The organism is Edaphobacter sp. (genome assembly GCF_035532915.1).
Classification (GTDB): domain Bacteria; phylum Acidobacteriota; class Terriglobia; order Terriglobales; family Acidobacteriaceae; genus Edaphobacter.
This window is the reverse complement of sequence record NZ_DATKQC010000189.1, coordinates 1-10,818: the sequence shown is the minus strand read 5'-3', so window position 1 is coordinate 10,818 and position 10,818 is coordinate 1. Positions and strand designations below refer to the sequence as shown.

Annotated in this window: 12 protein-coding genes; 10 read left to right on the top strand and 2 right to left on the bottom strand. The window is 60.1% G+C overall.

The annotated features are described in order from the left end of the window. From VMU57_RS09055 to VMU57_RS09040, 4 genes are all read left to right on the top strand, one after another. The coding region (locus tag VMU57_RS09055; protein WP_325382615.1) for a DHA2 family efflux MFS transporter permease subunit at positions 1 to 1,654 on the top strand (1,654 nt) is incomplete at its 5' end. 76 nt (positions 1,655 to 1,730) lie between these two features. Beyond that, a complete protein-coding gene (locus tag VMU57_RS09050; protein WP_325382613.1) occupies positions 1,731 to 2,930 on the top strand; it encodes a type II secretion system F family protein in 1,200 nt (399 codons plus the stop codon). A gap of 42 nt (positions 2,931 to 2,972) precedes the next feature. After that, on the top strand, positions 2,973 to 3,206 hold the full coding sequence (locus VMU57_RS09045) for a type II toxin-antitoxin system Phd/YefM family antitoxin (RefSeq protein ID WP_325382611.1): 234 nt from the start codon (positions 2,973 to 2,975) through the stop codon (positions 3,204 to 3,206). Beyond that, the gene (locus tag VMU57_RS09040; protein ID WP_325382609.1) at positions 3,203 to 3,595 is read left to right on the top strand and encodes a type II toxin-antitoxin system VapC family toxin; all 393 of its coding nucleotides are present in this window, start codon (positions 3,203 to 3,205) and stop codon (positions 3,593 to 3,595) included. Before VMU57_RS09045 ends, VMU57_RS09040 begins: the two co-directional genes overlap by 4 nt. Positions 3,596 to 3,610: 15 nt before the next feature. On the opposite strand, the gene VMU57_RS09035 is transcribed toward VMU57_RS09040, so the two are convergent. After that, entirely contained in the window at positions 3,611 to 4,171 is a 561-nt protein-coding gene (locus VMU57_RS09035; RefSeq protein ID WP_325382607.1) for an HdeD family acid-resistance protein, read from the bottom strand. Positions 4,172 to 4,324: 153 nt separating this feature from the next. Between VMU57_RS09035 and VMU57_RS09030 the strand changes: the two genes are divergently transcribed. The 6 genes from VMU57_RS09030 to VMU57_RS09005 are packed head-to-tail and all read left to right on the top strand — an operon-like array spanning position 4,325 to position 10,073. Beyond that, positions 4,325 to 5,959 (top strand): GspE/PulE family protein, encoded by a 1,635-nt coding sequence (locus VMU57_RS09030; protein WP_325382605.1) that lies wholly within the window; start codon positions 4,325 to 4,327, stop codon positions 5,957 to 5,959. A 53-nt stretch (positions 5,960 to 6,012) separates the two neighbouring features. Continuing rightward, positions 6,013 to 7,116, top strand: a complete 1,104-nt coding sequence (locus VMU57_RS09025) for a hypothetical protein (RefSeq protein WP_325382603.1) — start codon at positions 6,013 to 6,015, stop codon at positions 7,114 to 7,116. Further along, on the top strand, positions 7,116 to 7,766 hold the full coding sequence (locus tag VMU57_RS09020; RefSeq protein WP_325382601.1) for a PilN domain-containing protein: 651 nt from the start codon (positions 7,116 to 7,118) through the stop codon (positions 7,764 to 7,766). The genes VMU57_RS09025 and VMU57_RS09020 overlap by 1 nt, the downstream gene beginning before the upstream one ends. Continuing rightward, positions 7,763 to 8,446 (top strand): hypothetical protein, encoded by a 684-nt coding sequence (locus VMU57_RS09015; protein ID WP_325382599.1) that lies wholly within the window; start codon positions 7,763 to 7,765, stop codon positions 8,444 to 8,446. The genes VMU57_RS09020 and VMU57_RS09015 overlap by 4 nt, the downstream gene beginning before the upstream one ends. Next, positions 8,443 to 9,039 carry a hypothetical protein gene (locus tag VMU57_RS09010; protein ID WP_325382597.1) on the top strand — a complete coding sequence of 199 codons (597 nt, stop codon included), beginning with the start codon at positions 8,443 to 8,445 and terminating at the stop codon, positions 9,037 to 9,039. Before VMU57_RS09015 ends, VMU57_RS09010 begins: the two co-directional genes overlap by 4 nt. Before the next feature lie 17 nt (positions 9,040 to 9,056). After that, positions 9,057 to 10,073 (top strand): type II secretion system protein, encoded by a 1,017-nt coding sequence (locus VMU57_RS09005; protein WP_325382595.1) that lies wholly within the window; start codon positions 9,057 to 9,059, stop codon positions 10,071 to 10,073. A gap of 4 nt (positions 10,074 to 10,077) precedes the next feature. Here VMU57_RS09005 and VMU57_RS09000 read toward each other — a convergent pair. Continuing rightward, positions 10,078 to 10,818 (bottom strand): hypothetical protein (locus VMU57_RS09000; protein WP_325382593.1); only part of this gene is annotated, 741 nt, incomplete at its 5' end.

The window sequence follows — 10,818 nt, the reverse complement described above, 5'->3', positions numbered from 1 at the left end:
AAGGGTCATTATGCCAGCAGTCTTAGAGGAAGAAGAGTTAGTACAACCCGAGGCAGCGCTGGTCGAGATGGCGACGCCGTTCGATAACGAGCCTCTTCCTGAGCCTAAAGTCTTCAATCCATGGATCATTGCGCTGGTGGTCACCATCGGCACGTTTATGGAGGTGCTGGACACCTCGATTGCAAACGTCGCGCTGCCACATATCGCGGGCAGCCTTTCGGCGTCGCAGGACGAGGGCGCATGGGTGCTGACCAGCTATCTGGTCGCGAATGCGATTGTTCTGCCCATCAGCGGCTGGATCTCGTCGGTCTTTGGCCGCAAGAATTTTTATCTTGTCTCTGTCTTCTTCTTCACCGTCTTCTCGGGACTCTGCGGAATGGCCCCTACGCTCGGAGTGCTGATCCTGTTTCGCGTCGCGCAGGGGCTGGCGGGCGGCGGATTGCAGCCGTCGGTACAGGCGATTCTCGCGGACACGTTTTCGGTGCAGAAGCGTGGCATGGCAATGGCGCTGTATACGGTCGCGATCCTGGTTGCGCCGGTGCTGGGGCCGACGCTCGGCGGATGGATCACCGATAACTACTCATGGCGCTGGATCTTCTACATCAATATCCCGGTGGGAATTGTCTGTGTCATTCTTACCCGCATCGTGCTCGAAGATCCTCCGCATATGAAGGAGCTGAAGGCGAAGGCGGGGAAGCTTTCGGTCGACTGGGGAGGGCTGGGCTTTATCTCGATTGGGCTGGCTACGCTTGAGATCGTGCTGGATAAGGGGCAGGAGCTTGACTGGTTTGGCTCACCCTTTATCGTCTTCTTCGCCAGCGTCTCACTGATAGCGCTGGTCAGCGCCGTGGTGTGGGAGCTTCGGCGCAAGAACCCGATCGTCAACCTGCGGCTGCTCAAGGAGCGGAACTTTCTGTTCTGCTGCCTTATCATCCTTGGGCTCTACGCGATTTTGTATGCGACCACCTATCTGATTCCCGTGTATCTGCAGCAACTGATGGGTTATACGGCGACTTCCGCGGGGATTGTGCTTTCTCCGGCGGGAATCTTCACCATGATCGAGGTGCCGTTTGTCGGATTCATGCTCACCAAGGGCTACGATCCGCGCAAGATGGTCTTTTCGGGGATGCTGCTGATCGCCTCTTCGCTGTGGTGGATGGGCACGCTCAACCTCGATATCACCGAGTGGAACATGATCCTTCCGCGCATCGTGCAGGTGATGGGGCTTGGCTTGATTACCGTTCCGGTCAGCACGATGGTCTTTCGGTTTATCCCGAAGACGGAGAGCTCACAGGCGGCGGGGCTTTATGCGCTGGTGCGAAACGAGGGCGGAAGTCTCGGCATCGCGCTGGTCAGTACTATGCTGCAACGCCGGACGCAGGTGTTTCAACAGGTGCTTGGCCAGCATATTACCGCCTCCAGCGGAGCGGTGCAGCAGGCGGTGGGGCAGATGGCTGCAGGTCCTGGCAACGCGGCGGACAATCACTACTTCGCGCTGGCGCAGCTCTATGCGGGGATGCAGAGGCAGGCTTCGCTGCTCGCGTATATGGACCAGTTCAAGATGCTCTGCATCCTGATGGTCTGCATGATGCCGCTGGTGTTCTTCCTGAAGCGGCCGCCTGCACAGAAACATATCGAGCTGGACGCGCACTAGCTCACGACGTCTGACAGGCTGTCCCGCTGGGTAGGGGTCAGACGGTTGCGGTGGCGAACGTCTAATATGGACTTCGATGACTGAGTTTGTAATCAAGCTGGCGGATGAACGGGGCCGGGTGCAGGAGCAGACCCATGCGGCGGCGACGGCGGAAGAGCTGCGGGCGCGGTTTACGCAGGCGGGGTATTACGTCTACTCGGTGAAGGCGCGGGGCGCGCTGGGGGGATCGAGCAAGAAAAAGGTCAAACTGGAGACGTTTCTAATCTTCAACCAGCAATTTTTGACGCTGATTCGCGCCGGATTGCCGATTCTGGGGTCGATGGAGCTGCTGGCACGGCGGCAAAAAGAGGCGAGCTTCAGGGCTCAGCTGGAGGACGTCGCCGCGCGGGTGAAGACAGGCGAGTCGATCTCGCAGGCGTTCGAGGCGCAGGGCGGCTTTCCCCTCGTCTATACGACGACGCTGCTGGCGGGCGAGCGGTCGGGAAACCTCGAAGAGGTCTTGCAGCGCTATCTGGACTTTCAGCGGGTTTCGCTGACGTTCCGCAAGAAGCTGAAGGCCAGCCTTATCTACCCGGCGCTTCTGGTGGTGATGGTGGTGGGGCTGCTTATCTTTCTGATTACGTTCGTCGTGCCGCGGTTTGCGCAGCTTTATGACCAGCTGGGGACGCACCTGCCCTGGCTGACGCTGATGATGCTGCAGATGGGCCAGTATGCGCAGCACTATGGCATCTATGCGGCGATTGTCGTCGCGGTGGTGGTCTTTGCGGTATCGCGGTGGATCAAGACCGACTCCGGTGCGATGGCGGTAGACCGGATTCGGATAAGCCTGCCCATCTTCGGCAATGTCTGGCTGAAGTATCAGGTAGGGCTGTTCAGCCGGACGCTTTCGACGCTGCTGACAGGCGGTCTGCCACTGGTGCCGAGTCTGGAGACGGCGGCGCGCTCGATCGATTCGAGGCAGATTGCCAATGCGGTTTACCGGTCGGTGGAGACGGTGCGCGAGGGCAGGGGGCTGTCGGCCAGCTTGCAGTCGACCAAGGTTTTTCCGGAGCTGGCGATTGAGATGATTGAGGTGGGCGAGTCCACTGGCGCGCTGCCGCAGATGTTGAACTCGGTGGCCGAGTTTTTTGAAGAAGATGTGCAGGCCAACCTGACGGCGGCCATGAGCCTGATCGAACCGGCGATTCTGATCGTGATGGGCATCGTGGTGACCGGCATTTTGATTGCGCTTTATCTCCCGATCTTCAACCTCACCGGTGGCGGAGTGAGTCACTAGGGCTTAATGACCATGGTATGATGACCATGGTGAGGTGCCGCAATGAAGACGATGGCAGCTGGAACGTTCAAGGCGAAGTGTCTCGCCGTGATGGACGAGGTACAGAAGAAGCGGGAGACGGTCGTCATCACCAAGAAGGGCAAGCCGGTGGCTCAACTTGTGCCGATGGCGACTGAGGCGGACCCGATCTTTGGTTTTCTGCTGGGCAAGGGCAGGATTGTGGGAGACATTATCTCTCCCATTGTTCCTCTCGAAGACTACGAGGCCTTGAAGTGATCCTACTGGACACGCACGTTGCGATATGGCTTGCCGTGGAACCGTCGAAGATATCGAAGCGGGCGACGGATGCCATCTCAGAGGCCCGACGCACAGGCGGAGGACTTGGAATTGCCGACGTCACTTTGTGGGAAGTGGCGATGTTGATCGATCAGGGGCGGATCGATGTGACGATTCCGATGGAGTCTTTCCTGAAGGAGATTGAGGCGAACTTTATCGTCTTTCCAGTGACATCGAGGATTGCTTCACGGTCGATGCGGTTTGCGGCTGCTTACTCAAAGGACCCAATAGACAGGCTCATTGGAGCGACAGCGGTGATAGAGAATTTTTCGCTGATTACGCGAGACGAGAAGATTCGCGCAAGCTCCGAAGTGACGACGGTCTGGTAGAAGTGGCTGTCTTTGTTAGACGGCAGCGGCTTGGCTTCGGCGGCAGGCGAGCGCGAACATGAGCCGCGAGAAGCCGCTGAAGATCATGCTGATGCCGACCAGCGTGCCGATGGCCCAGATCGTGCTGAAAGGCCACGTCCTCCAGATCATGACGGCCAGAACGATGGTGACGACACCTTCGAGGATCATCCAGAAGCGGCCGTTGCGGGTGAGCCTGAAGGCGAGGACGAACTCGAAGATTCCTTCGACCAGCAGATAGATGGCCAGCAGCAGCGTTAGCGAGAGCAGCCCGGCGAGCGGATGCAGGATCAGGTAGCCGCCTGCAAACAGGTAGACGAGGCCAACCAGTGCCTCCCACAGCACGGCCCCGGCGGTGTGCGACTTCCAGGCAAAGGCGAAGTGCGCGATGGCGCTGAAGATCAGCAGCCAGCCGATGTACAGGGTGACGCCCAGGCCCATAATAGGCGGCAGGAGGATGGCAATGAGTCCGGCCACAATCAGGAAGATGCTGAGGGCAATGGACCAGCCGAGGGCTTTGTGGGGTATCGAGGAACAGGCGGTGGTTGCATCGTTCATGGATCGTCTCCAGAGGCTGCCGAGCGCTGTCAGATATCAGGCCCCGAGGATACCACGGGAGGCTACCTTCCTTGATAATGGGGCGAAGGTCCAAATTTCCGGTTTCAAGGCTGCTTCGCAGTGACGGATGGGGTGGAAGGGAGTCTTACAGCTATGGCAAATGCACCTTTGGCGATCCCAATCAATGAATTGGGCGTGGACGAGACCGAGCGCGCGCAGGGATTGGCGCGGCGCTACCATGCGGAGTTTGTCGACCTGAAGAACTTCAAGATCCAGCATGAGCTGTTCAAGACCGTCCCGGTGGACATGATGTTCCGCTACAACTTCGTCCCGCTGGAGCAGAGGGATGGCCGGCTGGCGATTGCGGTCTCGGACCCCTCGAAGCTGATGGTGCTGGACGAGATCTCGGGGCTGCTGGGCACGCGGCTGGTTACGCGGGTGGCGACGCTCTCGCAGATTACCGATCTGCTGAAGAAGATGGAGCAGTCGCAGCGCGTGCTCGATGAGGCGAGCGAGGGGTTGGCCTTCGATGTGCTTTCGAGCGAGGACAATGCCGACGAGAATATCTCCATCGAGCGGCTGACCAGCGAGGACGATATCTCGCCGATCATCCGGCTGGTGGATACGACCATCTTTACCGCGCTGGAGCGGCGTGCTTCGGACATTCACCTGGAGACGTTCGACGATTGTCTGCTGGTGAAGTACCGCATCGACGGCGTGTTGCAGCAGGCCATGGCGCCGATTGCAAGGGAGCATCATCAGACGATTCTTTCGCGCATCAAGGTCATGAGCGAACTGGATATCGCCGAGCGGCGCGTGCCGCAGGACGGTCGTTTTCGCGTTCGCTACAAGGGCAGGCTGATCGACTTTCGCGTCTCGATTATGCCCACGGTGCACGGCGAAAACGCTGTGCTGCGCGTCCTCGACAAAGAGTCGATGAGCGAGAAGTTCAAGAAGCTCTCGCTCGATGTGGTCGGGTTTGCGGACAGGGATCTGGAACGGTTTCGGCGCTACATCAAGGAGCCGTACGGCATGGTGCTGGTCACCGGGCCTACCGGTTCGGGTAAGACGACGACGCTCTACGCCGCGCTGAACGAGATCAAGAGCGAGGAAGACAAGATCATCACCATTGAAGATCCGGTGGAGTACCAGATCCGCGGCATCACGCAGATTCCGGTGAACGAGAAGAAGGGGCTGACCTTTGCCCGAGGGTTGCGGTCGATCCTGCGCCACGACCCGGACAAGATTCTGGTCGGCGAGATCCGCGACGCGGAGACGGCGCAGATCGCGATCAACTCGGCGTTGACCGGGCATCTTGTGTTTACTACCGTCCACGCGAATAACGTCGTCGATGTGCTGGGGCGCTTTTTGAATATGGGCGTCGAGCCATATAACTTCGTCTCCGCGCTGAACTGTATTCTGGCGCAGCGGCTGGTGCGGCAGGTCTGCGATTTCTGCGCGCGCAATGTGCAGTACAGCGATGCGGAGTTGATCGCGAGCGGACTGGAGCTGGAGGAGTGGCGCGGGTTCAACTTCCGCGAGGGAACCGGATGTATCGAGTGCGGAGGCACTGGGTTTCGTGGCCGGTCGGCGATTCACGAGCTGCTGGAGCTGGATGACGAGATTCGCGAGATGCTGCTGGCGAAGAAGCCGGGCAGCGAGATTCGCAAGAAGGCGAAAGAGAAGGGAATGGCATTTCTGCGCGACTCGGCTTTGGAACGGGTTCGCGCCGGAATCACGACGCTGCGGGAGATCAACAAGGTTACGTTTATCGAGGCGGGAAGATAAGGTTCAAGGCTGGTTTAGATAGTTGTGGGGTTGGGAAGGTAAGCTAGGACGGCATGGAATTTTTACCGACAAGTTTAGGGACGCGGCCTCGGCTGGCGGTTGAGGTAAGGGCTGAGGGCGTCGTCGCTGCTCGCGCTGAGGACGCGGCTGCGCTGCTGACTGCAGTGGCGCGAGCGGATGTGGCTGCCGGTGCGGTGGTTCCGAGCTTCAAGCCCGGCAATATCGCAGACCGCCAAGGCGTGACGGCGGCGGTTCGCAAGGTTCTCGATGAGATTGCAGGGAAGGGCTCGGAGCGGAGCGTTGGCCGGGATGTGACGGTCGTGGTTCCGGATGCGGCGGTGCGTGTTCTGCTGCTGGACTTTGACCAATTGCCGTCGAAGGTTGCGGAGGCTTTACCGGTGGTTCGCTTTCGCCTGAAGAAGCTGTTGCCGTTCGATGCGGATAGCGCAGCGGTGAGCTATCAGGTGATGGCGAGCGAGCGCGGTGGCGTGCGCGTTCTGGCTGTAGCGATGCCGAAGGATGTGCTGGACGAATATGAGGGCGTTGTGACTGCGGCGGGATATCAGCCCGGCGCGGTGCTGCCCAGTACGCTGGCTGCGCTGTCGGGGCTCGATAGCACGGACGCTCCTGTATTGATAGTGAATGCGGAACCGGGTGAGGTGACGACCGCGATTGTGAAGGGTGGAATCCTGCTGCTGCACCGGGCGCTGGATTTGACTGCGAATGCGGAGGCCGCTGTGTCGGTGGCAACGTCTGTCGAAGGGGAGCAGGGCGCATGGGAAGCACCTCTGTCGGCTGATCCGGCGGGCTACGACCGGTTCGAGGCGGAGGCTGCCATGCAGACCGCAGTGATCGAGAAGGCCGAGATGCGCGATTGGGTGGCGACTGCGATTGCGCAGGCAACTGCCAGCGAGATAACGCAGACGGTGAGCGTTGCCGCCGCTTATTTCGAGGACACGCTGCATACTGCTCCGGAGAGTCTGCTGGTAGCTGGAACGATAGGCGCCCACGGGATTGCTGCAATGATGGAAGCGAATGGATTGGAAGGTTTGCGCGTGCAGGAGATGGTGGAGACGACCATGCTGGAGGCGGGAGCGGTGTCGGCCAGCGTGCCGCGCGGCTGGCTGGCCGGCGTGCGGGGAGCGTTGAAGAACTGATGCGGACCTCAGTCAATCTGGCAACACGTCCTTTCGTTGAACTGCGCCCGCTGTTTGCGCGGCTGCGGCTGGCGGTGGTGGCGCTCGCGGTGCTGGTGGTGGGGCTTGGTTTCTGGCTGCAGGCGCTGAACGGTCGCGCGAAGATAGCGCAGACGCAGATGGATTCGCTGAAGGCGAAGACGCTGCAGTTTCAGCAGGAGCGGCAGGCGAACGAGGCGAGGATGCGCCAGCCGCAGAACATGGCGGTACTCGAGCGGTCGCAGTTTCTCAATGACCTGTTCGAGCGCAAGAGCTTTAGCTGGACCGCGGTCATGATGGACCTTGAAAGAGTGCTGCCGATGGGGGTGCAGGTCACCAGCATCGAGCCGGTGATTACCAAGGAGGGCGACGTCAACATTCGGCTACGGGTGAGCGGCGACCGTGAGCGTGCAGTACAACTGGTGAGAAATCTGGAGACGTCGCAACGGTTTGTCGCTCCACGGCTGGTCAGCGAGGCTGCGCAGAAGGAGCTGCAAAACAACCGGAATCCGATGCAGGCGACGATGCCGGGAGTGGTCGAGTTTGATATTTTGAGCGGCTACAATCCGCTGCCTGCTGCGGTGAAGGACAAGGCCGTGGCTAAAGCAGACGGCACTGGAGGCGGGCGATGACGGTGATGACCCGCAATATGCTGCCTCCGAATCTGACGGAGCGGACGCGCGCTTTGTTGACGCGCTTGAATATCTACTACGCGGGCATCGCGGTGCTGGCGCTGGTGAATCTCTATCTGCTGATTCACATTGGCTTTGCCTGGCAGGCGGCAACCGGCCAGAACGACACCGCGGTGGAGCAGCAGACGATTGCGATGAAGACGGCGGAGATTGCGAAGAAGCCGCTCGAAGGGCTGGACGCGAAGCTGGCCCAGGCGACGACGGACGCGAATGCGTTCTATCGGCAGCGGCTGCCGTTCGCCGACTCCGAAGTAGTGGGCGAGCTTGGTGTTCTGGCGAAGAAGCAGGGAGTGAAGCTCAACCAGGGAGCGTATTCGTCGGCGCCGGTGATGACGGGTAGCGCTGGTGCGTTGACGGAGCTGCGCATGGATTACAGCCTGAGCGGCGACTACAGGCCGCTGATGCTGTTTATCAACAGCCTGGAGCGCGACAAGATGTTCTTTCTGATTCGCGGGGTATCGCTGACCGGGGAACAGAGCGGAACGGTCGGCTTGCGATTGAAGATGGTGACGTACCTGCGTCCCCCGGTGGGAGCGGAGGATGCGGAGAAGAATGTGGTCGCGCCCTCGGGCGATGCGGCGGTGGGCGGCTCGTCCACTGGTGGAGGTGCATCGCGATGAAGATGGGAGCGGAGGACAAGAAGAAACTCAGGATTTTGGTGGGTGTCGGTGTACTGGCGCTGGGCGCGGTTGTTTATATGTACACCGAGCTTTCTACGCCGGATGCTGCTCCGCCTGTGGCTACGACTGCGACGGTTCCGGTGGCGAGGAGAGTGCCGTCGAAGGCAGGCGTGGCGAAGAATGTAGGCACTGCGGCGACGCATCTGGACCCGACACTGCACATGAAGGCGATGCTGGTGACGGAATCACTGGTCTATTCGGGGAGCGGGCGAAATATCTTCTCCGCCAACTCGGCTCCTGCGGTCATCATTCCCAGAGCGATTGCCTCGGCGCGTCCCAAGGGGCCAATTGTTCCGGTAGCGCCGCTGGGCCCTCCTCCGCCACCGCCGATCGACCTGAAGTTCTTTGGAACGGCGACCTCGGGTCAGGGTGTGCGGCGAGCGTTCCTGCTTCATGGCGAGGACGTCTTTCTGGCTTCGCCGGGAGATATTGTGCAGCGGCGGTATAAGGTGGGAGCGATCTCGGCGAACTCCATCGTCGTGGAAGACCTTACCGATAACAATACCCAGACGCTGCCGCTGATTATTCATTGAGGCGCAAAGAGCAGGCAATGCTTAACCCCGATCTACACCGATTGCACCGATCAGCGACTCGCGAGAGCGAGCAGGGCTTTCTGCTGCTGGGGATGGTTGTCGTGATCTTCCTGATTCTGCTGGTGCTGGCAGTTGCGGCACCTCGGGCAGCGCATGAGATGCGGCGGGAGCGGGAGGTGGAGACGGTGCATCGCGGCAACGCCTATGTGCGCGCCATCGAGGTGTATTACCTGAAGATGGGCAACTATCCCACTTCGATCGACCAGTTGGAGAAGACCAACAATATGCGCTTTCTGCGCAAGCGCTACCTCGACCCGATGACCGGCAAGGACGACTGGCGGGTGATCCATCTGGGCGAGGCCAAGACCACGGTGAAGGGCTTCTTCGGCAAGCCGCTGGGCGGGATCGAGAGCACCAGCCTTGGAGGTTCGCCTGGGGGGGCGGGCTCGACGGGTTCGGCATTTGGTTCGTCTGGATCGTCATCGACATCAGGCGGGCTGACTTCCTCCTTTGGGTCATCATCGGGCTCAGGCTCGGGCGGTCTGACTTCTTCCTTTGGGTCGAGTTCGTCCGGAGCGGGTTCAACAGGCTCGTCGAGCCCGACTGGAACTTCCTCCGGTTCGTCAGGGTCGAGCGGGATCGGCGGCGATTCCGGCATTGGCTCTGCGGCGACTGCCGGGCCGATCGTTGGAGTTGGGCTGACGAAGACTGGAAACTCGATCATGACGCTCAACGAGCAGACGACCTATGACACCTGGGAGTTTCTGTACGATCCACGGATCGAGCAGTTGAAGGCCAAGGTGAACCTGTTCGGCGGCGGGATGACGGCGACGGATGCGAGCGATTTAGGATCGAACTCCGATTCGAAGTCCAGCTTCGGCAGCTCGAATTCGAACTCCGGGACAAGCACGGGAACGGGGAGCCAGCCTTCGAGCGGAGGCTTCGGCAGCAGCAGCTTCGGGAGTGGCTTTGGGAGCGGTAGCAGTTCGAGCCCTGGTTCGAGTCCCAGTCCGACGACGAATACTCCTCAGTAGCGGTTCATGGGTTGAGTGCGCTGGGGCGGAGTTTGCCGATGCGACCGTTGGGGCCGACGACGAAGGGGAGTGAGAGGGCGTTCCAGTTCTTGTCGGCGTCGGGTGCGTCTTCTTTTGTGGGCTTGAGGGCTGTCCAGTTGCGGCCGTCGTCGCGGGAGACGTCGGTGCCGTTGGGGCCTACCGTGATCCAGAGTTTTTGTTGGGAGTCGTAGGCTACGGAGGAGCGGTAGCCGTGGGACGGGGTGGTGGAGGGGTGCCAGTGTTGGCCGCCGTCTTTGCTCCATGCTGCAGTTCCTTTCGCTTGATTGGGGTCTGCGTAGTTGCCGCCGACAGCTACTAGGTGTCCGAAGCTCGTGAGGGATTGTTGCGCTGCAGCAAACGAAAACGCGCCGGAGGTGCTCCCCTTAGCCAAAGGTATTGCTGATTTAAAGCTTATATAGCTGCGATCCTTCCATGCAGCTAACGAGAGCTTCGCGCCCAACTCGCCGCCACCGACAAAGAGGATTCCAGCTTGAGGTGAACCCATCAGTACGGAATTGCTTGCTGCGAATAGTTCCTCTCCCGGGTATGCAGATAAATCGAAGTGGAATGTGTGCATCGAAGACTCCTCTCCGATGCGTTGCCACACGTTCAGGCCCGGGTCTTCCGATCCATAAATCTCGAAGCGACTGGCAACCGGGTCTCCGATCAGCAGGCCAGAGCCTTTACTCGTGACAAGTGCGTCCCAGAAGCCGTCCTTGTCTGG

Excerpts from the sequence above, each read along its gene's own strand:
- VMU57_RS09025 (WP_325382603.1), top strand. The coding sequence starts at position 6,013 with ATGGAATTTTTACCGACAAGTTTAGGGACGCGGCCTCGGCTGGCGGTT.
- VMU57_RS09050 (WP_325382613.1), top strand. The coding sequence starts at position 1,731 with ATGACTGAGTTTGTAATCAAGCTGGCGGATGAACGGGGCCGGGTGCAG.
- VMU57_RS09020 (WP_325382601.1), top strand. The coding sequence starts at position 7,116 with ATGCGGACCTCAGTCAATCTGGCAACACGTCCTTTCGTTGAACTGCGC.
- VMU57_RS09005 (WP_325382595.1), top strand. The coding sequence starts at position 9,057 with ATGCTTAACCCCGATCTACACCGATTGCACCGATCAGCGACTCGCGAG.
- VMU57_RS09030 (WP_325382605.1), top strand. The coding sequence starts at position 4,325 with ATGGCAAATGCACCTTTGGCGATCCCAATCAATGAATTGGGCGTGGAC.
- VMU57_RS09015 (WP_325382599.1), top strand. The coding sequence starts at position 7,763 with ATGACGGTGATGACCCGCAATATGCTGCCTCCGAATCTGACGGAGCGG.
- VMU57_RS09045 (WP_325382611.1), top strand. The coding sequence starts at position 2,973 with ATGAAGACGATGGCAGCTGGAACGTTCAAGGCGAAGTGTCTCGCCGTG.
- VMU57_RS09035 (WP_325382607.1), bottom strand. The coding sequence starts at position 4,171 with ATGAACGATGCAACCACCGCCTGTTCCTCGATACCCCACAAAGCCCTC.
- VMU57_RS09010 (WP_325382597.1), top strand. The coding sequence starts at position 8,443 with ATGAAGATGGGAGCGGAGGACAAGAAGAAACTCAGGATTTTGGTGGGT.